Origin of the sequence: Olleya sp. HaHaR_3_96, from assembly GCF_019278545.1 — a bacterium.
Taxonomy (GTDB): domain Bacteria; phylum Bacteroidota; class Bacteroidia; order Flavobacteriales; family Flavobacteriaceae; genus Olleya.
Genome location: NZ_CP058987.1, coordinates 4,271,489 through 4,293,275 on the forward strand (window position 1 = coordinate 4,271,489; position 21,787 = coordinate 4,293,275).

The window sequence follows — 21,787 nt, forward strand, 5'->3', positions numbered from 1 at the left end:
GAGTAAAAAAAGACTGTTTACTTTTATCTTGCGATCAGTTATTTTAAAAAAAATAGAATAACTAACATTTATAATATACATAAAGTATTACAAGATATGATTCCAGTAGAAGATGCTAAAAAACATGTAAGTAAACATAAAAAACCAGAAGTAGATCGCTTTGAATTTCGTCAATTCTCCGAACCCTATCGTGTTTTAGGCAAAATTTTAGGTCGTATAGATAAAGATAAAAGGGTCTATTATAATATTAATGATTTCATTACTGTATTTGATGATGCTATTACCGTAAACCCATGGAGAACCCAAGAAGGCATGCGTTTAGGAATGCAACTGTATGGTATCATTCAAACACCATATTTAGCAGATATGTGGGACTTTATGGATACGCTTCCTTATCAAAGAGACTATAATAGAAAAGCCTTTAGATCTGTAAAGACACAAGATACATTACGCAATAAATTACAATTTTTTACTCGGTTTTTACAATTAAGCAGAACTGGGTATGGCGGCTTAACACTACACGAGCACTTTCAATACAGCACCTATTTTCAAGGTTCCAATAGTTATTTTTTAGCCACATTACTACATAATGGGAATGGTATTTTTGATGAATTGTTAGACGATATTATTCAAAATGAAGATGAAATCGGAGGTGTTAGCGCAGATATTATAAAAGCGTTATTACTTTCTGAAGATGAAAAACACTGGAAGATGGTGGGTAAATTATTACTCGCAGCCCAACGTCAAGAAGGTTTAAGACAAACTATTTTAGAATCTCTAGACGTTTCTAATCTTGGTGCTCTAAAACATATGATTACTATCGTTTTAGAAAATGACTTAGCGCGTTTTACAAGTGTTAATAGAGCTGTTTGTACTTGGTTTGGATTAAAGTGGGAAACGCCTAAAAAAACAATAATTAATCGTGTGTTAGAGCTAGCACAATCTTTAATTCTAAATTCGGAAGACGTTGATAACCTACTAAAAAGCAAAGATAATTTAGAAGTTTTAGTGGCTTTATGGTCTATTGCTATAATAGATGTAGACAAAGCCAATACAAAAGCTTTGGACATCGTTTATACTTCAGAAGATCGGAATAAAAAGATTCTAGCTTTATATTTTATTCATACAACTGATAAAACCAACGATTCTTTAGTCGAATATTTCAAAAAAGAACTTGGTAAAGATTACGCCTTAGACCATTGGATGGCGGTAAATTTACCTCTAACTACTTTAGACAACGACACCTTCCTAAAATTATTTGAAGTTGCAAAAACAGCAGAAGACAAAGGTAAAACTTTCGAGAGTAAAATATTTTCGTGGTGGAGCTTTACGCCTTCATCTTATTATTTCTATCAGTTTTTAATTAATGGCGCCAATGAAGAACAATTAGAATTAATAACCAATGATTTAGAAATACTTCCAACAGAGTTTAGAGAAAGCTACATCCGTAAAGTATTTCCAAAAGATTACAGCTATTCCTTTTATAATTACGAACAGGATGCAAAGAAAAAGGAGCGTTTAAATTACGATGAAAACTCTTGGAAAAGAGCTTTAGCAAGAAAAGCAATTTATAACAGAAATGAGTTATTAATGTCTACCGGACTTAGCCTGTTTAGTAGGATGCATCTTTATGATAAAGATTTAGAGATTGCCGAAGATTTATTAAGACGAAAACATAAAAACTTACGTACCTCATTAATTAAATTGTTAGTAGAATTACCTGCCGACCGTTTAAGAACAAGTGCTACAAATTTAGTAACAGCAAAAAGTATAGATCAGCGTATCGCAGGTTTAGAGATGTTAACCCTTTTACACGACGAAAACAGACAGTCTAACTTTGTAGAAGACCAAATTCGTCTCTATACCGAACGTCCTAAAATCACCAAAAACGAACAAGTTTATTTAGATAAATTTTCTGATAATGCCGAAGAATTCGATTTCAGTAATGGTTTTGGTGCTATAGATTATGATAACTTAACAGCATTGTATATTCCACAATCGCGTTTCGATAAAAAAACAAGTTTCTTTAACAAATTAGGAATTACAACCTCTGAATTTTCTGGTTTTAAATTCAAAGAATTTATAGATGCGAATAAAATTATCAAGGAAGTCAATACGTTAATTGATATTGTCACTAAAAACAGAAATCACGAATATCAAACAGAACTATATAAGGGAGAAATAGTCACCACTTATATAGACAAAGGCATTCGTGATATTAAAAACTTAGGAAATGATGCAACACCAGAAGAACTGTTGTATAACTTACCTTTAGCAAACGTATGGATTGCTTGGTACGAGCAAAGCACCCTTAATGATTTTGAAATGTATGCTGCAATTCGTTACATTATTAATCATGATAATCCACTTGGAGACTATAAAGAATTAGGGTCTTTTGCTCGACAATATTATCCGGAATTAAGTGGTTTAAAACTAGGAAAAGAAGATTCTTACAATTCTAAATCTGATGCCTATAATAAAATTTTAATTCGTCTATTTAAAGTCTATGCAGAACAAAGAATTATAGCCAATTTTAAGCTAGATATTATGGAAGATATGATCGCTAATTTTCCTAAAAACCTCAAGTCAATACAGTATCAAACCTCAAATTATCGCTATAATAATAAAACGTATAATTGGGCAAATATTATTTTACCGCTTGTACCAAGTTTAAGTATGAATAGTTTAGAGTTTCTCACAGAAGCACAGCTTCAAAGATATTGGGGACTTTATATGTATTTAGTTGCGCAAGATATTGTCTACCCTAATACAACTACAGATGTAAAAGTGATTACTAAACAATTTAGCAGACCAGGCATTGTACCGTTCCCAAGTATTGCTGTTACTTTAAGTCTTTACAAAAAAGGATTACTCAACGATGACGATTTACGCTTTCAAGCCTTACATTCTCGTGAATTAATGGTCATTATGGATGGTGGATTTAATCATAGAATGAATTATAAGTGGATAGAAAAAGACTGCGTACCTAAGCACGTATTAGCACCTTTAAAAACCAATTTATTAGAAACAGAATTAGAACGTGGCGATTTAGAAACCACTGCTACAGGATACATGAACGGTATTCACCGTGTAGAAGGTGTAGATTATGTCTTTAGAATATTAGAACGCTTAGGAAAAGATAATTTTGAACGTGGTTACAGTTATTATGGCGAGAGTAAAAAAACTATTTTTAGTGGCCTTCTAAAAAAATCTATTTTTAAAGATACTGAAAGTTATGCCGATTTTGCAGCACGTGCAGACACTTCTAAAGTGACTAAAAAACGATTAATAGAATTAGCGTGTTATGCTACTCAATGGACAGGTGTTATTGGAGAATATTTAGGTTTAGAAAAATTAGAAGATGCCGTTTGGTGGTTTCAAGCACACGCATCAGATCGAATGAATAGCGAACAAGAAACCATTATTTCTCGTTATTCTAACATTCCAAAAAGCGATTTTGCACTTGGTGCAATAGATGTCGATTGGTTTAATAGAGTGTATAAAACCATCGGAAAAACCAATTGGAAATTACTACATGACGCAGCCAAATATATTTCTGATGGAAACGGACACCGACAAGTAAAACTATATTCTAGTGTCATGTTAGGCGAAGTAAAAATTACCGAAACGTTAAAGAAAATTAAAGACAAGCGCGACAAAGATTACGTGCGTGCTTTAGGATTAATTCCGTTAAGCAAAACCATACCAGAAAAAGATTTATTAAAACGTTACAACCTGTTGCAAGACTTCTTAAAAGAAAGCAAACAATTTGGAGCGCAGCGACAAGAAAGTGAAGCTATTGCTGTAGAAATTGGTTTAGACAATTTATCTCGTAATGCTGGTTATCAAGATCGTGTACGTTTTAGTTGGGCTATGGAAGCGAAGGCAACTCAAAAAATCATGGAAAATTCTAAAATTTCCATAGAAGAAACGGAGATAGAATTGGTCATTAACAATCTTGGTAAAACAGATATTAAAGTTACCAAAGCCGGGAAATCATTAAAAAATATTCCTGCAAAATTACGTAAAGACAAACAAGTAATTGCTTTAAAAGAAAGCAAAACATACCTGTCTAGACAATACAGTAGAACGCGTTTATCGTTAGAAAACGCGATGGTAAAAGAAGATGAATTTACGGCACAAGAAATTCATAATATGATGCAACATCCTATTGTAAAAGTAATGTTGAGTAAATTAGTAATGTACGTTCCAGAAAAAGAAATTTCAGGGTTTTATAATGAAGGTATTTTAACAGATGCTACTGGGAAAACGCATCAATTAGCAACAGACGATCTTTTACTAATTGCGCACGCTTCTCATTTATACAAAGCGACCGAATGGGATATCTATCAAAAATATTTATTTGCAGAACGTTTAACACAACCTTTTAAACAAGTCTTTAGAGAGTTATATTTAATTACCGATGATGAACGCGAACACAGTAATCGTTCAGAACGTTACCAAGGTCATCAAATTCAGCCTAAAAAAACCGTAGCACTTTTAAGAACTCGTGGTTGGACGGTTAGTATGGAAGAAGGCTTGCAAAAAGTATATCACAACCGTGGTTTTATAGCAACCATGTACGCTATGGCAGATTGGTATTCGCCCTCAGAAGCAGAAGCGCCAACCATAGAAGATATCTGTTTTCATTCCATAGATAACTACCAAAGAATTCCGCTTACCGAGATTCCGTCTGTCGTTTTTAGTGAAATTATGCGAGATATAGATCTTGTGGTAAGTGTTGCACATGTTGGTGGTGTAGATCCTGAAGCAAGTCATAGTACCATGCAAATGCGTGCTGCTTTGGCTGAAGAATCTGCAAGATTATTCAAACTTAAAAACATTACCGTTAAAGAACGTTTTGTGTTTATTAAAGGAACCTTTGGCGAATATAGTATTCATTTAGGAAGTGGCCAGGTCAGCAAAAACGGACTCGCTTTATCTATAATTCCAGTCCATAGTCAGCATCGCGGACGTATGTTTCTACCATTCGTGGACGACGATCCAAAATCTGCCGAGATTATTTCTAAAATGAAATTACTTTCAGAAGACAATAAAATTCAAGATCCAACAATTTTAGCACAGATAAATAGTTAATACAATCATTAGGGCGTTACCTCGCTTAGGCGAGGTCGGGCTTTCTGTTGCAAGTCCTCGTGCTATCGCACTGTGGGCTTTCCACGACAATCCCTAACGCAAAAAAAACCGTATTTAAATGGAACTCACATTACAACTAAAAAAATTAGGTAAAAAAAAGGTTAAACAAGTCCCTTTTACACTAGAAAAAAGCCCTAAAAACTTGGAAGACTTACTAATTGGTTGTGTAAAAAATCAAGTAGAAGCTTTTAATAAAAAACGAACAGAAGTCAATGTCATTGGTTTTTTAAGTCCTGCAGAAATAGAAGAAAAAGCAGAAAGTGGCAAAGTAGAATTTGGCGAATTAGCCAATACCGATTTAGCCAATCTGCAAAAAGCAATCGATAATGTTTTACTCGCTTTTAAAGACGGATTGTTTGTGGTATTTGTAGACGAAGATGAAATTACAGATTTAAAAACGCCTTTAGACCTAACGTCAGAAAGTGTTATTGCCTTTATAAGAATGACCTTTTTAGTAGGTACGTATTGGTAGTTTTTTTTTATCAGCAAATATGAAAACAGAAAACATACACTGCCAATTAGCAACACAAATTTCTAACCATAATACAACCTGGGGAAATTTATTAGCGAATACAAATTTTGGAAACGAAGCTTCTAGTTATTGGACTGTTACATTACAACCAATCCATATTTCTGTAGATAGTATAAACAATTCTTTCACCTTTAAAAACGCAAAATTTTTATTTGATGTTAATGTAGGTGTTTCTTCTGGTGATGATATTAGACTTTTTACAAAACAAGTTTCCGGACACGGCACATTTCAATTTGTGGACGCTAAAATTATTCAACTTCAAACATTAATATTAAACAAGGCTTTAACCACTCAAAATAAATAAAAACAAAACTTTAAATAACATAAATTATGAAACAAAATACAAACGCAATCATTTTTGCAATAGCCATAGTTGCATCTTCAATTTTCTTAGGGAAAGCATATACCGACAGAAATAAAGTAGACGGAAAAATTGAAGTTACAGGCTTAGGAAAAACAGATTTCTCATCAGACTTAATTGTTTGGGAAGGAAGTTTTGGCTCTGTAAATACGGACTTAAAAGAGGCTTACATCTCTTTAGAACAAAAAAAAGCAACCATAAACGATTATTTAACTAAAAAAGGAATTAAATCAGAAGAGCTTATTTATAGCGCCGTTTCTACAAACCAAAAAACAAAACAACTATACACGCCTACTGGCGATTATGCAGGTGAAGAATTTGTAGGGTATCAACTCTCACAATCTGTAGAAATCGAATCTAAAGAAGTCGATAAAATAGAGAAAGTATCTCGAGAAATTACAGAATTATTAAATCAAGGGGTTCAGTTTTATTCACAAGCGCCAAGATATTATTATACAAAACTCGCAGATCTTAAAATTGAAATGATTTCTAAAGCGACAGAAGATGCAAGACTAAGAGCAGAAAATATAGCTAAATTTTCAGGTGGAAATTTAAGTACTTTAGAATCTGCTAAAATGGGAATTTTTCAAATCACAGGGCAAAACTCTGGAGAAGACTACTCTTGGGGAGGAACTTTTAATACTGCTAACAGAGAAAAAACAGCTTCAATTACCATGAAATTGGTTTATAAAGTAGACTAATCCCCTACTCTATTTATATGTTAAAAAAGGTATTCTTATCCGCTAGAATACCTTTCTTTATATCTGAAACTGAATAACAAAAAAGACCTTCAAAATAAAGAAGTAAAACAAATTAAAATGGTTGAAATTATACAAGCGAACACCGAGCATTCCGACTTAATTGCAAAACTAGCACAACAGACCTTTTCCGAATCTCATGGCCATAGTGCTTCTAAAGAGGATATAAACAACTTCATTTTAAGAAACTACAATACCGAAGTCATTCGTAAAGAACTCGAAAACAAACAGGTAGATTATCATCTCATCTATTTTAATAAAACCATAGCTGGATTTTCAAAAATAGAATTGCAATGTCCTAATATAAATATAAGCGAGAAAAACATAACCAAATTAGACCGTATCTATCTTTTAGAAGCCTTTCAAGGAAAACAATTAGGTGTAAAATTAGTCGATTTTAATATTGCTCTATCTAAAAAACAGCACCAAAACGGAATTTGGTTAGTCGTTTGGACAGAAAACCAAAAGGCGATAAATTTTTATTCAAAAATGGGCTTTGAGATTGCTGGAGCTTATGATTTTAAAATATCTGAGACGCATACAAACCCTAATCATGTTATGTATTTAAAATACTAAAATAAATACTTAACTATAGATTTAACAAGGTGTTCTTCTTTAGAAGAACACCTTGTTTTGTTGATGAATTAGATAAACCATTATATCTCGAAATAGCTGAATACCATGACAAAAAAACTGAGATGCTTCTTTAATTTTGTAATAAATAATAAAAAAAATCAACATTATGAGCGGTACACTTCACGGTAAAGAAAAATCTCAAGAAGAAATAGAAAAAATAATAGAGCAAACTAAAAATAGTGATCAAAAGATCTATCCTATTTTAAAACCAGGAAATTGGGTTGGATTAAAAGCAGGAGCTTTGAATTCTACTTTAATTCCGTCCGAAGATGGCGCTGAAGTTGTGATTGGCTATGGTATGGATACGCCAGACAACTTTGTGTTTTTAACTAAAAAACATTTAGAAACTATGGATAGCAAACAAATTACACAAGAAGCTTTTGAAAATTTAGCAAACTGTGATACGGGATTAGAATTTGTTGAAGCTTTAGATAATAAAGCAGTTGGTGCTAACGGAAACGATTTTTCAAGTGAAACCATTCTTTCTAGAACACATATGTTAAAAGCACATGCCATGTTAGACGCTGAAGAATTATTAGTATCTATTCCTAGAAGAACCTGTATGACTATTATTTCAAGACAAACAGATGAAGAAATAATGAATAAATTTGTTTACTTACACAACTATACTTGGGAGGATGATAGTTTTAGTAATGCGCCTATTACTAATTCTCTTTTTATCGTAAAAGACGGGAATATTGTTGAACATATCCCTTTATAATTCAATTAAAAAACACAGACAAAAAAAGGCATTCTTAAAATTAAGAATGCCTTTTTTTTTTATGGTTTCAATGCTATATAATTAAGCGTTATAGCTAATTCATCACACTTAGAAATAGCTGAATCCCGTGATAAAAAACAACAATTGCTTCTCTAATTTTGTACTAATCAATAAACACAAAACATTATGAGTGGTACACTTTACGGAAAAGAAAAATCTCAAGAAGAAATAGACAAAATAGTTGAACAGACTAAAAATAGTGATCAAAAAATCTTTCCTATTTTAAAACCAGGAAATTGGGTGGGTTTAAGAGCTGGAGCATTAAATTCTAATTTAATACAGACAGAAGCCGGGCAAAAAGTAGTGATTGCCTATGGAATGGATACACCAGATAATATTGTATTTCTTACGCAACAGCATTTAAAAACTATGGATCAAAAGGAAATTACAAATGAAGCTTTTAGAAACTTAGGAAATTATGAAACAGAATTCACCTATTCTGAAGCATTACAAAATAAGGTTCTGACCTCTAGCGGAAACGATTTTTCTAGTGAACGCATTCTAAATGAAGCACATATGTTAAAAGCCCACACTATGTTAGAAGCTGACGAATTATTTGTTTCTGTTCCTAGACGCACGTGTATGATGGTGATTTCAAGAGACTCAGACGAAGCTTTACTCGGAACATTTTTAAACCTACACAAGGATGCTTGGGAAGACGAAAGCTACGGAAATGCGCCTATAGCGAATATTCTTTTTACCATGAAAGCAGGTCGTATTACGGGACATATCGCCTTGGATAATTTGTCTGAAGACGAATAAAACTTAATGCTTCAATAAAATTAAACATTAAGTTTAGCGTGCTATAAAAAAGGTATTTACAACAACGTGAATACCTTTTTTCATGTATTAAACAGAAAGAAATTCCTGTTATGAAGCAAACCATTAAATTCATAAATAACTGAATACCGTGATAAAAACAGTGGCCTGCTTCAATAATTTTGTGGTAAACAATAAAACAAATAAGATGAAAATCAATCCACTCAATAGAAAAGAAAATTTAGCAGAAATTCAGGCTATCGTAACAAAAGCAAGCCAAGGCGAATACAAAGTGTATCCTATTGTAAAAGCAGGAACTTGGGACCGTTTAGATGGTGAGATTTTACAAACTACTGCCATAAAAGGCGATAATGAAAACGATTCCTCTAAAATAGTTGCTGTTTATGGGATAGACACACCAGATGGTTTTGTGTATTTAACTATGGCCGATTTAGAAATTTACGATGGAACAAAATTGCTTGATGATGCGTACAAAAACTTAGACGACTTAGAAAGTGTCTTAGAATATGCTGAAGCGCTAAACAATAAAGCACTTATTTCTATAGGCTCTTATTTTGCTAGTGAACGCGTTTTTAGCAAAGTAGAAATGAGCAAAGCTCATGCTATGCTAGAATCGGAAGAATTATTTGTGTCAACATCTGTATATGGAGAGCTAATGATTATTTCACAACATGCGGACAAAGACACTAAAGATAAGTTTGCTTACTTACACAAATACAACTGGAATGATGATGAAAATTCTAACGAGCGTATAGCAGACCTTGTATATTCCGTAAAAAACGGAGCAATTGTAGGACATATTCCATTATAAGTCTAACAATTATTGACACTTACACATTTCTTTATTGTTTAGTTATTTAAAACTAACAATAAAGAATTTTACCAATTTAAAACCCACAAGATTTGAAATATTTAGACCTTAGCACAAATAGAAGAGTTGAAAATTTAATGACTGATGTCTTTGAAGCCATAAGCACTTTAGAAAAATCCGAACTTAAAATAAGTGAACTCATGGAGACGCAAAGCATCTTTGAACTTGTTTTTGAAATCGTTAAAGACACAGGGTTTTATAATCATGATGAAAATTTCAACTTAATTAAAGCGTTAAATGTTGACACTAATGATCATGATACAAAAAATGTTTTATACACCACATGGACAGCAATGGGCATTAATCTAAATACTTCAAAAACACAACAAGAATTTAATGCTAAGTTTGCTTTGTTTGTACCTATTATTTTAAAACGCATGGAAGCAATTAACTGTATTTCTGCATAAAATTTTACATTATTTACGATTCTCAATAATTCGATTTGCCTAATAAATAGTCACGATTCGTATTAACAAATTTATATTATGACATTAGATATATCCAACCTTCAACGGTATTACACCAATTTAAAAAAAGAAGAAAATTACCCTAAAGCTTATCTCTACGAGCTTTTTGTTGTTGGTAAAACTTCTAGAGATGAAATTATTATTGATGAGGTTTCTAAAATATTAGAAGCACACGGTACGCCAGAACTTCTTAGTGCTTTTAACACTCGTAATAAATTGCCTGAAAATGGTGAAAATTCAGAGAAGATTTTAAACGCCTTACTTAAATACGGACTTAAAGATCCATTGTTTCCTATTGGTAAAATCTACAATGCTTTTCAATTTTCGTCACTTTCTATTAGAAAAGAAACGATTGCAGAAACCCTAGAAAAGCAACCTGATCTTATTTCGCGTTTAAATGGTATTAGCCACCTAAAAATAGATGATGTGTTTAGTAACGGTTTGCCAAAGGAAATTTGTGATATTGCCTCTTTAAAAACTTTAGAAATTGAGGGTAATTACCAAGCATTACCAGTTTCTATAGGGAATTTACAACAGCTAGAAAGTGTTACTTTAGAATTACCAAAACTCGCTTCATTTCCAGAATCATTTTGGTCTTTAAAAAACACAAAAGAATTAGAATTAAGCAACATAGAAACAGACTTTCAAGAATCGCTTCAGCTAGAAAAACTTACAAACTTACAAGAGTTGGATTTCATTTTAGTCAATTTAAAAGACGCCTCTCAGTTACAATTACCAACAAGTTTAAAGGAAATAAGTTTTATTCGTTTAAAACATTTAACCCAACTTCCTGCGCATATTTCTATGCTTAAAAACCTTAAGAAATTCGATTTGTACATGTGTCCTAATTTGAGTGAAATCCCTAACGGATTCAACCAATTAGACAATTTGTTTGTACTGAAGTTAGATGCCATTCCTTTAATTAAAACCATTGAAGACACTAACATCTTTACCAAAAATTGTAAAAACATCACTTTAGATGATGACTTAGAAATTGTACCAGGAAATTCGCCAATTCTAAATACAGAATTATTAATTAATGATGTCGAAATCTTAAATTACGTATTATCGCATCCAGAACGTTTTACACAATTAGAAAAACTAAAAATTCAATATATCACAGATTTTTCTGCTGTAACGCTCGGATTTGGGCAATTAACAACACTTAAAGCTATAGATATTCATCAGGGAAGCCAAATGGAAACCTTGTTTCAACATATTGAAAACTGTACGCAATTACGCTATTTAAAATTATACGGTGCCAACATAGAAAGCATTCCTGAAGGTTTAAAAGACTTACAACACTTAGACTATTTATGTTTTAACAGCTGTAGAAGTTTAGTTTTAGAGGCTAAAAATTTACCTTCTAAAATTAACGAATTGCATTTATTTGATATTAAGGAATATGTTGCTTCAGAAAAATTATTAGAAACAGAACAGGCTTATTTTGGTAATTTAGCGATTGAAGATCCAAAAATGTTATTTAATAACATAATTACAACATCGCTTCATTTTTCGGGTATTAACGAATGCGAAAACACAGAAGAAGACTTAATACAATACTTGCCAAAACCAGAAGTATTGACCACTCTAAAGGCTTATACTAATACGGGGCATTTTCAAAATGTACTTCATTATTGTACCAACTTAGCATATTTACATTTAGATAATAATGAAGCTAGCCTTTTGGCTTTAACACCTAAACCTGCGCCTCAATTAAAACATTTAAAATTAGATTTTTATAAAGCTGAAAATCTAGAGGACATTATTGCTAATATGCCAAATCTAGAAACCTTAGAAATGGCCCATTATGACGTTACACCTAGATTTCCTAAAGTTAAATTGCAACATCTAAAAACTTTGGAACTAAGTTATACGTCTTTTGAAACGCTTGAAACTTTAGACGCACCTGTTTTAGAATCTCTGTATATCGCGTTAAGTTACCAATTTGGAATGGAGGCTTATGCTAAATTAAATCAGTTTAAAGCTTTACAAAAACTAAAGCTTATGGGCATTGGTGATGATGTAAACAGCATTCCTGAAAGTATTACGGAATTAAAGCTTACCGAATTTTTAATAGGTCACAAATATGACGCTTTACCAGAATACATTCAGCAGATTAAAACTTTAAAAACCTTATCCTTAGGCGGAAATGACTTTGTAGACTTACCAACTTGGATAGCCGATTTACCTCAATTAGAACGCTTAGATATTGATGGTTGCTCATTTGAAAATGCAGTACCAGAATACTTTACAAAACTAAAACTGAAAGAACTAAAATATTACCTTTCTGGTTTTGGTGGTTATAATATGAATCAAAAAAAATACAACAATTTAATAACGCTAGGTTACACCGAATTGAAAAAAGAGTTTAGTAAAGAAGCTATTGCATAACTTCTGATATTACCCGCTATTTAAAACAAAACAGATGAAAATAGAAAAATCAACTAATAATCGTTCGCCTTACCACGAAATGTTGTTTGACAGTTTCTTAATCGAAAATATAAAGTCGTACGAGGAACTTATAGACGTTTACCAGACCTACAAACAAAATCATCCTGACAAGACTATAATCTTAACCCTTGATGATTTAGGTCAAGCCGAATATACTAGTGGGCACGCTTGTGATTACAATTCTCTGCTGGATACAGAAGGCTATGATTTATCTGGACTTGATGAAGCTTGTTATGATGAAGACAACGAACATTTGGGGCATCTTTCTACACCATCTGAATATTTCATTATAAAGGAAAACTTTTTAAAACACACAAAAGGCATTGACTTTAAAACGGTTTATGAAAGGAATTTAACCATTTCTGAAGACGAAGTTTTAGATTTAGAAAACATTAATGAATCCCCGTTAGCCTTTTTAGACCAACAGATTATCCTGAAAATTCTTCCAGTTGAAAAACCATACGAAGGACTTACAGGATTTCCGAATGGATATTTTGATGCCGACTTAAGTCCTTTTGATAATTACGCGTTATCGAAGTACTTATTTGAAACCTATAATTTTGAACTTTTTGGAATAGGTGCTTCCTTTTTAGGATTTGTTAAAAATGAAAAATTAGAAGACCATAAAGTAAAAGCATTGATAGCTGACTTGGCAAAAATGTATAACACAACAGCATCAGAATTTGAAAAGTTAGCAGACATCATAAAAAATAAAAACCATTTATTTTTAAGATACACCGAATAATTTCAGTCATAAAAAAACTAAAAAGCCCAATTACACATTTATAATTGGGCTTTTTTTATTTACGATGAATACCTGAAATCTACTCAGAAAATTGTTTAATAATTTCAAACAAGGTTAATTTAGTTCTCTTTATACTGCCATCATCGTGACGAAATAGATGTACTTTAGTATTATCATAGCAACCAAAAAACAATAAATCACCTTCAGAATTAGCACCAATAGCTTTACCTAAAGCTAATTTTTCTAAACTCCACTTGTACCCATCTAAATCTTTAAATGTCGGATTCATAAATTCACTTAACATTTTAACATACGGATTTAATGCGTAAATATGGCTAACTTCCATTCCATCTATGTTGGTAAGCTCCATCATCTTTTCAAAATTATACAAGGTAAATTCTTCTTCCTCAAAAACAACAGTCCTTGGTTTTTCTGCAATAAATTCTCTGTAATTTTTTCTAAACATCGGTTTTAGTTCATCTACAGATGTTATAATTAAATGGTCATTCATATTTTTAACTTTTTAAAGTATTAGTTCTTAGTATTTTCTTTGGTCTTAGTATCTACAATTTGTAGTAATGTTGGCATTCGGTATTTACCATGCATTCGTTTTATGGCGTTACAAACCTCATCTCTATCAGTACCAATAGAGGTTACATACAATGGTTTTTTACTTTCACCACGAAACACTTCTTTAAATACAGATGTTTTAGACACAAACTCAGATTTAGCGATGCCAACAACCGGAATTTTGGCTTCTAAAGCTTGGTACAAATAACCACCTAAGCCCAAATGTTTTTCTTCTAGAATCACGTAACCATCTACAATAATGACATCTATTTCGTCTAAATTCACTTGTTTCAACAAGCTTAAAATACATGGCAATTCTCTTTTGTAAAAAGAACCAGGTTCGTATTCGGCAACACCTTTTATAATATCTGTATAAATTTGTATTGGTTCGTCATCTTCCCAATCATTAAAGCTTACCGCAATTGTTTTGGCTTTTCCGTCGTAATAATAAGTGTCAAAAGCAAGTATCATAATTGTTGTGTTTTTTTGTTTTTGTATGTATCGTTCTAATCTAATTTAGGAACAATAAGATCTGCTTTACTAAGCGTATATTTTAAATCTGGATAGGTATAATCTAGACTTCTATTCTCTTCTCCTCTCAATTTATAAAATTCCTTTTCTTGTACTTCATTTGCTAGTTCCATTAATGTACCATCTTCAAAAGATGGGATATCATTATTGAATTTCACGAAGGTTTTAGACGTTCTAAAAGTGATCCCCAACCATTTATTGTCTGCTAATTTTAACGCGTCACGATTTGGGTTCTCTAGTATTATTTTATGGGAATATTTAGTATTCGTTTCAACAGAAAATAAAACGAAAGAATTATGAGTTAGAGTGATATTAAATTCTTCTTCGGTAGATTTATCTTTAATTCTAAGAATACGAGTGGTTGTATCTGTTAAATTTTCAGGATGTTTATAACACGAAAACAAACCGATATAAGAGTCCGATTCTAGATCTAAATTTTGATCTGAATGATAGCCCATTTTTGTGTAATTCTCGTCATACATTTCAATAAGACCACAGTTAAAATTTGTTTTTGGTTGATTTTCCGCTGCTAAAGTATTATTAATATGATTTAAAATATCAAGATGATTTACAGTAAAATAATGCGCAGGACTAGTAAACTGTGTTGTTGTTCTTACAATCGGAATACCATCATTAATAGACTTCGCAATAGTATTACCAGTACGACCTTTTCCTAAAGCTTCAAAAGTAATTTCTTCGGATAAATCTTTAAAAAGCGTACTTTCTAAAGGAAGTGTTGTTTTATAAAATGCCTGATTACTCATAAGATTATACTTTCAAATTAATAGATTGGTTTTTTATAATCTCCAGTATTCATACTAAAGTGAACCTTACCATAATCTACACGTTTTACGGTCTTGTTTTCTTCGTAATAAGACGTTCTTAAATCTTCTAGGTTTTCGGTAACCATTGGTTCTAATTTAATCAGTTCACCTTCATTTTCAATATAGGTTTGATCGTTTGTGTAAACAGCTTCTAGATTAGAACAACGAATGACATACCCCATTCTAATCGGAATTAAATCGATATCTAAAACAGATGGTCTTATCTCGTGCGTGTACAATCTGTTGATAGACAACGGAATTAAAAACACAGAATTTGGGTACAAAGTCACAGAGAATTCTTTGACTAAAGTAGCATCGTTTACAGACGATTTTAATTTAAAAAGCAATCTGCTTAATCCGCTAGATTTGCCATAAACACTGTCAAATTTATTGGTTTTAGAAGGACTTAATTTATCCAAATTAGTATTATCATAAAAAGTACAGAAAGCAATTAAACCTTCTTTAGGCATATCTTTCGTTTTGTCGGAATGCGCTTTTATCTTCGCTTTTACATCTTTTGGATGGTCTTTATCTTTCTTTTTATTCTCGTAAATTTGAGCTAAAACATGGTTTAATTCGGTTTTTTTTTCAAAATCAAATTTTACGGCTTCGTTAATTTTGTTGACGATATGCGTATCTGTTGTTCTAAAATTATCTGTTGGCCCAGTTAGGTTAGTAGAACATCGTAATAGTTTAAAATGAAATTGTTCTTCGTTTTTAGATGATTCTTTTTTGGTAATTCTACTTAAATAAATCCCTTTTCTTAAGGCTACCGATTGCTTAGTAGATTCTGTTAAATGCTGAAACTGATGCTCTGCTTCTATTTTAGAAAAGTAATTCTCGTCTTCAAAAAATTGACGATAAAACACACCGGCATTATGTAAATGTATTGGCACTTGACCTTCACCTATAATTTTGAAATTATCAATATTGACATTGTCATAATTAAAAGAATATTCTTTAATTATTAAAACAGTTTTAGCCTTAGCATCTAGTAATTTAATATCACCAATCACATACATTCTAATCGCTTTCTCTGTGTTTTTAATATCAGAAAAACGTTTTACTACATTTCCGTGAAAATTGGTTTTCAAATAATTTAAGGCTTCCGAAGTATCTTCAGAATTAGTTAAATCAATTAAAACATTTTTAGTTTTAGAAAGTGTGTTTTCCATATTTATCCTTTTTCCATTTGATGTTCGTAATAACTCAATGCTTCAACTCTAACAAAGTCGGTATAATTCCTATTCTCAGATATCACTTTTAATAAATCGATATATTTTTTACGTTCCTTTTCTTTTAAACCATTGATAAACCTATTCAATAAAAGAGTAGCCGTAGTAGTTCCGTTTTCTGTATTGAATTTTAATAACTCAGCATCATAAATCTTGTAATCTGGCTTGTCTACATGTTCTATAAAATGGATGAAAGAAAAGTTTTCTTCTAACTCTGGATCTTGACGTTTTAGAAAATCAAAAAGCACCTGAATCAATTGTTGCTTTTGAGAACTTGTAAACGTTTTCACATCAGTTAATTCGTCTCCAATAGCATCAAAAAATTCACTAATTTCATAATCTTCCATACCATCATTGACATCGAAGTTTTGAATTTTTATGATAGCATTTTCTAAATCCATATTGTTATTATTCTATTAGAATTATTACTTTTTATTTATGAAAAACTCACCTAAGAGACCACTTAAACGTCTAATCTAAATACGTTTATTCTTTCTTTTCGTAAAAGTTAAAATTACTCAAATTAATTTCATAGTTTAAAGCTTTTTCATCATTTACAGCCGCTTGATTAATACTGACTGTATTGCTTCTCTCATGCCATTTAAAAGTTGTAATTCTAGCATAAAATTTTAAAGGAATATAGAATAATGCCTTCGGATTGTTTTTCTGCAATTTTGATGGAAATGTCCCTTGTTCCTTTAAATTTGGATACACTTTTGTTTCAAAAAGGAAAATTTTACAATAAGCATCATCATCCATTTTTCCTGATTCCATAAATAGCACTAAACGCCCATCTAAAGACTGAGAAATATGGCTTTCATATACTGTAAAATTTTCTCGATTGGTATAATGAATAATCGAATACGTTATTAAAGCAACAAGAAATATGGTAAGCGAGATTACTATTTTTTTCATATCCAATATGGATTACCCCCTTTTAAAAGTTTTCACTTTGTTCCAACGGTATTACTAAATCCATTTAATACGGTTTAAATAGGTTATACCTATTTTTTAACTTGAAACTATTCTCTATCTAAATCTGTTATTAATAACGGGTTTTCTTTTTTTAACTCATTAATTAACTTTTCAACTTCAGCTGTACTTGGGGCATCCTTTAATCTTTTTAGTTCATCTTCGGTAATACCTACCAATTGTAAAAACGTAACTTCCCCATGTGGTGTTTCTACTTTTCCTAATTCAGGATCAATTGCAAAAACAAAACCGACAAGTTTAGTATCAGTATTTAATTTAATTGGTCCGTTTGCTGGAATAAAATGATTCTCTTCAAACCAATTTCCACTTTTATACATATAACGCGCCAAATTATTCATAACCTGAATAATCCATGTCGGTTCGTCTTTATTGTCTTTACTTGTTTTAAGCCTGAAAGTAAATTCTAATCCCCATTTACTAAATTCGCCACCTGCTTTGTCTTCATTATAATACAACTCAGACATTCCATAACTAACCACATGTTTATGAGATTCTTGTGCATTAGAATTATAAATACTAGCACCATCTATTGGATCTTCTCCTCCAGCACTATAATGAATACCACATAAAGGGCCATAATGTTTAGGCTCAGAATCTCCATAAATTTTCTCTAAGGCTTCATCTATTGATTTCCATCCAACTGCATCATCTTCTGTAAATTTATTTTTGTAAGTCTCCTTATCCATATTAATTTTAATTAAATTTAGTTTACCATTTAAAGATAGTACTAATCTAAATTATCTTCACGGATAAAATGGAATTCGTAATCTATTAGCATTTGTAAATATGCGTCAAAACTATTCGCTATCACTTCAAACTCATTTGGATCATGAAGAAACCTCACTACTTGCCCTATTGTTCCTTTTTCTGAAGGACTATAATCTATGTAAAGTTGAGAAGTCCCACCATTATTTGTACAATCTGAAAAATGAAGCCAATTAAGGTCCTTTGCATTTTTTAAGATTTTTTCATCTATGTCTACACCATCATATTCGCCATCTAAATAATCTTGATAATTATATGGGGCATCATCTTGATTTTCTAGAATTTGTTGAGAGGATAATAAGTAATATCGACGTTTAGATAAATCAGACCCTAATAAGGTAAAAGCAATATCTTCGTCACCATAGGTTCTCCAATACGTGCCATCTACATACTGTAATAGATTAATTAATGCGTTAGAAATATTAGGACAAGCTGCTTTAAGTTTATCTAAATCTTCTTGAGATGCACCGTGTTTTATGTTTTCAAAATGGTCCCAAATGTCTTTGCCTTTAGCATTATAATAGGCTCTTTTTAGTCCTGAAATGTATTTATCTGCTATCGTATCCATTTCATCTTTTTTTTAATTTTTGACTTGTTTATTTTCAGTTATAAACTCTAAAGCATCAGAATTCATTACATGATTATATGTCCCATTTTTCAGTTCTTGCTTATTGATATCAAAATCTAACGATTTCATGCTATACACTTTAATATGGCCTCCGTTTCCTTCCTTTACCCAGTCTTGAAAACTTCTTTTCAGTGCATTTTGGTTATCCCAAACATAAAGTTTTCCTAATGACTTTTCGATAATTCCAAATTCATTATAATGTATTGCGTCGGAATCCCCTGTATTAACAGAGCGAAAAACAAGATCTCCATCATTAATTTTTTTATCAAAAATTAAATCCAGACTTGCATTTTCCTGATGATTAAAAAACGACCAAGAAAGTGCAAGAATGGATAAACCCCCTATAAAAATGGATATGAATTTTGTTTTCATTTTAAAAATGGCGCGTTACATTATTGTAAAACAGGTATAAGGTGTGACCAATTTAAAGTTGTAGCAAAATCTAAAGCTGTTTTTCCTGTTTTGGTTTTAGCCTTTTTATCGGCACCTAGTTCTAACAAAATCTTTACTGCTGTTTCATTTCCCGCAATAGTTTCGGTATGTAATCTGGTTACTCCATTTTCATCTGCAGCCTTTACAACATCTAAATTCCCGGTAAAGTAATCCCTAGCAGGTTGCTCCATAGCTTTACTCATTGGGTGCTCAATAAGATTCTCTTTTTCCTCTTCTTGTAAGTGTGCCACTAAAATAGTATTGTAGTCACCAAAATCTAATCCCCAAGCCTTATCGTGTTGTACTCTGGCCTCCTCTGTCATACCAGAGCGTAGTACTTGAATGGTATATCCGCCGTAAGTTTTACGGTCTATAGATAACATCCAATCTGAAATTTCTGATAGTTTTCTGGTAATAGTATCGCCTTCCGCAACATTAGTTAATTTATTTGGTGCGTTTTGTAAAACTCCAGTAATTAGTTCACCATCAAAATCAATGTCGCTAATCCACATATGCTCTACCAAAGGCGCTTCTCTACCTTCAATGACTTGTTGAAAAGGAATTTTCACTAAAGCTAAATCGTGTGCAGGAACAACTCTTTTACCTTCCCAGTACACTTCACGCCAGAAGTAATTAAATGTTGTCTGTGCTTTAACATAGGCGTCTTCCATCTTTTTGTTTTGCTTTGCGTAAAAAATAGCTTTATTATCTTCTTTCATAATTTGATTTAAATTTTATTTTATTTAAAAAAAGTACCAGACTCAGTCATTCCTATTGGGAATTTTGTGCGCTCTGTCCATTCTTCGTTATTTAAAATTGCATTGGGTTGCATTTTGATTTTAATCTCTAAATTTTTTCTACCTACCAATACTATTTTATCTTCTATATTGGATTTTGTCGTATTGAAAACGTCTAAATAGTTTTCATTAAAATGCATAAGCATAATTTGTGTTTTATTACCAATTTTATAAATATCTAACACCTTAAAATAAGCACCAGAAGTAATTATATGAAATCCATATTTTGCAACATCAAGATTTATTTCGCCTAAATTTGATGCTGCATTTGAAGCAATGGCAAACCTAACATTTTTACTTAAACCTTCTGCATGGTTAGACACGTCTGCAAACCCTCTTTCTTGTATAATTTGGTCTATTTTATAGGCAGAAATTAAATGTTCTGTAAGTTCGCAATCTCTATAATACATTGTTAATCCTGAAAATGTACTTTGATAAGCTTGTTCTATTTTTTCGTTTTTCATTTCATAATTTATGTTACTAATAAAAATCGTAATAAACGCTCCATTGATTAGTGTCACTATTTTTAGCAAACATTAAACTACCATTATCTATCACGTTAAAATTGGCCTTCTCATCTGATGAAATCTGAAAAACAAACTGAAACCCTTCTCCAAACCCATCAGAATCACCAATTCCAGATTGACAAAAAGAGGGATAACCACCTATCTTATGGTCGTATATATGTTCGGTGATATCAAAATAATCTTCAATAATGCCTTCATTTTCGAGCTTTAAAACTTCTGCTTCATCTTCCATAGATAAACCACCACCATCCCATAAGGGAAAATCATTTTCGTCTAATTCTGCCTGTAGCGGAAATGCTTTTAAAAATGAATTAGGGTTTTCTAATTTTTTAATTTTGATCGTGTCTAAATTTTCATATTCTCTTATAACCCAATTCTCTCCCATTGGTTCAAAACATTCTGGCAATTCTCCAGTAATAAAAACAGTTATTAGTTTTGTCTTACTGATACGTGGGTGAACATAAGGCAAATTAGGAAGATAAAATTGCGCCAAAGGAACCATTAAGTCTCCGTTTTTATCTTTCGGAATTTCTTCGTCTTCATGATAAGCAAACACTTTGCCTATCCAACTTTCTTCAATAGTATTTTTAGGTCTAAAGCCTCCAGTAGTAAGTTTAGTTACAGGTTTAGCAATTTTATTTTTCAGGTCTTCTACTGTCATTTTTTTTTGTTTTTGACCAAATATTGTGGTGTCATCAAAAGTTTTGCTATCATGAAAATGCGTTACTAAATAATGGTTTCCAAACATGCCGTCTTCAGTCCAAAAAACATCTATTACGTTTTTTGAATAAAAATTAATCTGTAATGTAAAACGATAATCATCAAACTCATGTTTAGCTACTTAAAAGGATTCAGGAATAACTGAATGCCCCTGCTTACATAAGCCTATAAATTCTTTTGAATAATTCTCATGTTCTATTGTTATGGAGGGTAACATCATAGA

At 31.7% G+C, this 21,787-nt stretch carries 23 protein-coding genes; 11 read left to right on the top strand and 12 right to left on the bottom strand.

The genetic code is table 11. The features are described 5' to 3' along the window. Positions 1 to 96 precede the first annotated feature (96 nt). The 11 genes from H0I26_RS18985 (at position 97) to H0I26_RS19035 (ending at position 13,542) form a co-directional block, all read left to right on the top strand. The gene (locus H0I26_RS18985) at positions 97 to 5,097 is read left to right on the top strand and encodes a DUF4132 domain-containing protein (RefSeq protein WP_218700403.1); all 5,001 of its coding nucleotides are present in this window, start codon (positions 97 to 99) and stop codon (positions 5,095 to 5,097) included. Between the two features lie 118 nt (positions 5,098 to 5,215). Next, positions 5,216 to 5,629, top strand: coding sequence for a hypothetical protein (locus tag H0I26_RS18990; protein WP_218700404.1), 414 nt, complete (start codon positions 5,216 to 5,218; stop codon positions 5,627 to 5,629). A gap of 19 nt (positions 5,630 to 5,648) precedes the next feature. After that, positions 5,649 to 5,993 (top strand): hypothetical protein, encoded by a 345-nt coding sequence (locus H0I26_RS18995; protein ID WP_218700405.1) that lies wholly within the window; start codon positions 5,649 to 5,651, stop codon positions 5,991 to 5,993. Positions 5,994 to 6,019: 26 nt separating this feature from the next. After that, positions 6,020 to 6,751, top strand: coding sequence for an SIMPL domain-containing protein (locus H0I26_RS19000; protein WP_218700406.1), 732 nt, complete (start codon positions 6,020 to 6,022; stop codon positions 6,749 to 6,751). Positions 6,752 to 6,868: 117 nt separating this feature from the next. After that, positions 6,869 to 7,384, top strand: a complete 516-nt coding sequence (locus tag H0I26_RS19005; RefSeq protein ID WP_218700407.1) for a GNAT family N-acetyltransferase — start codon at positions 6,869 to 6,871, stop codon at positions 7,382 to 7,384. A gap of 166 nt (positions 7,385 to 7,550) precedes the next feature. After that, positions 7,551 to 8,165, top strand: a complete 615-nt coding sequence (locus tag H0I26_RS19010) for a DUF1444 family protein (RefSeq protein WP_218700408.1) — start codon at positions 7,551 to 7,553, stop codon at positions 8,163 to 8,165. A gap of 186 nt (positions 8,166 to 8,351) precedes the next feature. Then, positions 8,352 to 8,987, top strand: coding sequence for a DUF1444 family protein (locus H0I26_RS19015; RefSeq protein WP_218700409.1), 636 nt, complete (start codon positions 8,352 to 8,354; stop codon positions 8,985 to 8,987). Positions 8,988 to 9,192: 205 nt separating this feature from the next. Then, positions 9,193 to 9,816: a hypothetical protein gene (locus H0I26_RS19020; protein ID WP_218700410.1), complete on the top strand. Its 624-nt coding sequence runs from the start codon at positions 9,193 to 9,195 to the stop codon at positions 9,814 to 9,816. 92 nt (positions 9,817 to 9,908) lie between these two features. Then, positions 9,909 to 10,283 carry a hypothetical protein gene (locus H0I26_RS19025; protein WP_256935210.1) on the top strand — a complete coding sequence of 125 codons (375 nt, stop codon included), beginning with the start codon at positions 9,909 to 9,911 and terminating at the stop codon, positions 10,281 to 10,283. A gap of 78 nt (positions 10,284 to 10,361) precedes the next feature. Then, positions 10,362 to 12,737, top strand: a complete 2,376-nt coding sequence (locus H0I26_RS19030) for a hypothetical protein (protein ID WP_218700411.1) — start codon at positions 10,362 to 10,364, stop codon at positions 12,735 to 12,737. Positions 12,738 to 12,771: 34 nt separating this feature from the next. Further along, positions 12,772 to 13,542, top strand: coding sequence for a hypothetical protein (locus tag H0I26_RS19035; RefSeq protein ID WP_218700412.1), 771 nt, complete (start codon positions 12,772 to 12,774; stop codon positions 13,540 to 13,542). Between the two features lie 79 nt (positions 13,543 to 13,621). Here the strand turns inward: H0I26_RS19035 and H0I26_RS19040 are convergent, their stop codons facing one another. The 12 genes from H0I26_RS19040 to H0I26_RS19095 form a co-directional block, all read right to left on the bottom strand. Further along, positions 13,622 to 14,053 carry a hypothetical protein gene (locus H0I26_RS19040; RefSeq protein ID WP_218700413.1) on the bottom strand — a complete coding sequence of 144 codons (432 nt, stop codon included), beginning with the start codon at positions 14,051 to 14,053 and terminating at the stop codon, positions 13,622 to 13,624. A 20-nt stretch (positions 14,054 to 14,073) separates the two neighbouring features. Next, positions 14,074 to 14,628 (bottom strand): endonuclease V, encoded by a 555-nt coding sequence (locus tag H0I26_RS19045; protein WP_317618235.1) that lies wholly within the window; start codon positions 14,626 to 14,628, stop codon positions 14,074 to 14,076. Beyond that, on the bottom strand, positions 14,619 to 15,407 hold the full coding sequence (locus H0I26_RS19050; RefSeq protein ID WP_218700415.1) for an alpha-ketoglutarate-dependent dioxygenase AlkB: 789 nt from the start codon (positions 15,405 to 15,407) through the stop codon (positions 14,619 to 14,621). The genes H0I26_RS19045 and H0I26_RS19050 overlap by 10 nt, the downstream gene beginning before the upstream one ends. A 17-nt stretch (positions 15,408 to 15,424) precedes the next feature. Next, entirely contained in the window at positions 15,425 to 16,642 is a 1,218-nt protein-coding gene (locus tag H0I26_RS19055) for a hypothetical protein (protein ID WP_256935211.1), read from the bottom strand. 2 nt (positions 16,643 to 16,644) lie between these two features. Continuing rightward, entirely contained in the window at positions 16,645 to 17,103 is a 459-nt protein-coding gene (locus tag H0I26_RS19060; RefSeq protein WP_101020557.1) for a hypothetical protein, read from the bottom strand. Positions 17,104 to 17,188: 85 nt separating this feature from the next. Next, the gene (locus H0I26_RS19065) at positions 17,189 to 17,617 is read right to left on the bottom strand and encodes a hypothetical protein (RefSeq protein ID WP_218700416.1); all 429 of its coding nucleotides are present in this window, start codon (positions 17,615 to 17,617) and stop codon (positions 17,189 to 17,191) included. Between the two features lie 107 nt (positions 17,618 to 17,724). Continuing rightward, positions 17,725 to 18,381: a suppressor of fused domain protein gene (locus H0I26_RS19070; RefSeq protein ID WP_218700417.1), complete on the bottom strand. Its 657-nt coding sequence runs from the start codon at positions 18,379 to 18,381 to the stop codon at positions 17,725 to 17,727. Between the two features lie 41 nt (positions 18,382 to 18,422). Beyond that, the gene (locus tag H0I26_RS19075) at positions 18,423 to 19,028 is read right to left on the bottom strand and encodes an SMI1/KNR4 family protein (protein ID WP_218700418.1); all 606 of its coding nucleotides are present in this window, start codon (positions 19,026 to 19,028) and stop codon (positions 18,423 to 18,425) included. Between the two features lie 12 nt (positions 19,029 to 19,040). Continuing rightward, entirely contained in the window at positions 19,041 to 19,460 is a 420-nt protein-coding gene (locus H0I26_RS19080; RefSeq protein WP_218700419.1) for a hypothetical protein, read from the bottom strand. A 20-nt stretch (positions 19,461 to 19,480) separates the two neighbouring features. After that, positions 19,481 to 20,239 (bottom strand): DUF2314 domain-containing protein, encoded by a 759-nt coding sequence (locus H0I26_RS19085; RefSeq protein ID WP_101020567.1) that lies wholly within the window; start codon positions 20,237 to 20,239, stop codon positions 19,481 to 19,483. A 20-nt stretch (positions 20,240 to 20,259) separates the two neighbouring features. Beyond that, the gene (locus H0I26_RS19090; RefSeq protein ID WP_218700420.1) at positions 20,260 to 20,781 is read right to left on the bottom strand and encodes a hypothetical protein; all 522 of its coding nucleotides are present in this window, start codon (positions 20,779 to 20,781) and stop codon (positions 20,260 to 20,262) included. Positions 20,782 to 20,797: 16 nt separating this feature from the next. After that, on the bottom strand, positions 20,798 to 21,505 hold the full coding sequence (locus H0I26_RS19095) for a DUF1963 domain-containing protein (protein WP_101021047.1): 708 nt from the start codon (positions 21,503 to 21,505) through the stop codon (positions 20,798 to 20,800). Positions 21,506 to 21,787: the final 282 nt, after the last annotated feature.

Bases quoted from the DNA above. Each gene is read 5' to 3' on its own strand.
- H0I26_RS19020 (WP_218700410.1), top strand. From the start codon at position 9,193: ATGAAAATCAATCCACTCAATAGAAAAGAAAATTTAGCAGAAATTCAG.
- H0I26_RS19065 (WP_218700416.1), bottom strand. From the start codon at position 17,617: ATGAAAAAAATAGTAATCTCGCTTACCATATTTCTTGTTGCTTTAATA.
- H0I26_RS19030 (WP_218700411.1), top strand. From the start codon at position 10,362: ATGACATTAGATATATCCAACCTTCAACGGTATTACACCAATTTAAAA.
- H0I26_RS19035 (WP_218700412.1), top strand. From the start codon at position 12,772: ATGAAAATAGAAAAATCAACTAATAATCGTTCGCCTTACCACGAAATG.
- H0I26_RS19070 (WP_218700417.1), bottom strand. From the start codon at position 18,381: ATGGATAAGGAGACTTACAAAAATAAATTTACAGAAGATGATGCAGTT.
- H0I26_RS19000 (WP_218700406.1), top strand. From the start codon at position 6,020: ATGAAACAAAATACAAACGCAATCATTTTTGCAATAGCCATAGTTGCA.
- H0I26_RS19050 (WP_218700415.1), bottom strand. From the start codon at position 15,407: ATGAGTAATCAGGCATTTTATAAAACAACACTTCCTTTAGAAAGTACG.
- H0I26_RS18995 (WP_218700405.1), top strand. From the start codon at position 5,649: ATGAAAACAGAAAACATACACTGCCAATTAGCAACACAAATTTCTAAC.
- H0I26_RS19060 (WP_101020557.1), bottom strand. From the start codon at position 17,103: ATGGATTTAGAAAATGCTATCATAAAAATTCAAAACTTCGATGTCAAT.
- H0I26_RS19090 (WP_218700420.1), bottom strand. From the start codon at position 20,781: ATGAAAAACGAAAAAATAGAACAAGCTTATCAAAGTACATTTTCAGGA.
- H0I26_RS19040 (WP_218700413.1), bottom strand. From the start codon at position 14,053: ATGAATGACCATTTAATTATAACATCTGTAGATGAACTAAAACCGATG.
- H0I26_RS18990 (WP_218700404.1), top strand. From the start codon at position 5,216: ATGGAACTCACATTACAACTAAAAAAATTAGGTAAAAAAAAGGTTAAA.
- H0I26_RS19055 (WP_256935211.1), bottom strand. From the start codon at position 16,642: ATGGAAAACACACTTTCTAAAACTAAAAATGTTTTAATTGATTTAACT.
- H0I26_RS19010 (WP_218700408.1), top strand. From the start codon at position 7,551: ATGAGCGGTACACTTCACGGTAAAGAAAAATCTCAAGAAGAAATAGAA.
- H0I26_RS19075 (WP_218700418.1), bottom strand. From the start codon at position 19,028: ATGGATACGATAGCAGATAAATACATTTCAGGACTAAAAAGAGCCTAT.
- H0I26_RS18985 (WP_218700403.1), top strand. From the start codon at position 97: ATGATTCCAGTAGAAGATGCTAAAAAACATGTAAGTAAACATAAAAAA.
- H0I26_RS19095 (WP_101021047.1), bottom strand. From the start codon at position 21,505: ATGACAGTAGAAGACCTGAAAAATAAAATTGCTAAACCTGTAACTAAA.
- H0I26_RS19080 (WP_218700419.1), bottom strand. From the start codon at position 19,460: ATGAAAACAAAATTCATATCCATTTTTATAGGGGGTTTATCCATTCTT.
- H0I26_RS19015 (WP_218700409.1), top strand. From the start codon at position 8,352: ATGAGTGGTACACTTTACGGAAAAGAAAAATCTCAAGAAGAAATAGAC.
- H0I26_RS19085 (WP_101020567.1), bottom strand. From the start codon at position 20,239: ATGAAAGAAGATAATAAAGCTATTTTTTACGCAAAGCAAAACAAAAAG.
- H0I26_RS19005 (WP_218700407.1), top strand. From the start codon at position 6,869: ATGGTTGAAATTATACAAGCGAACACCGAGCATTCCGACTTAATTGCA.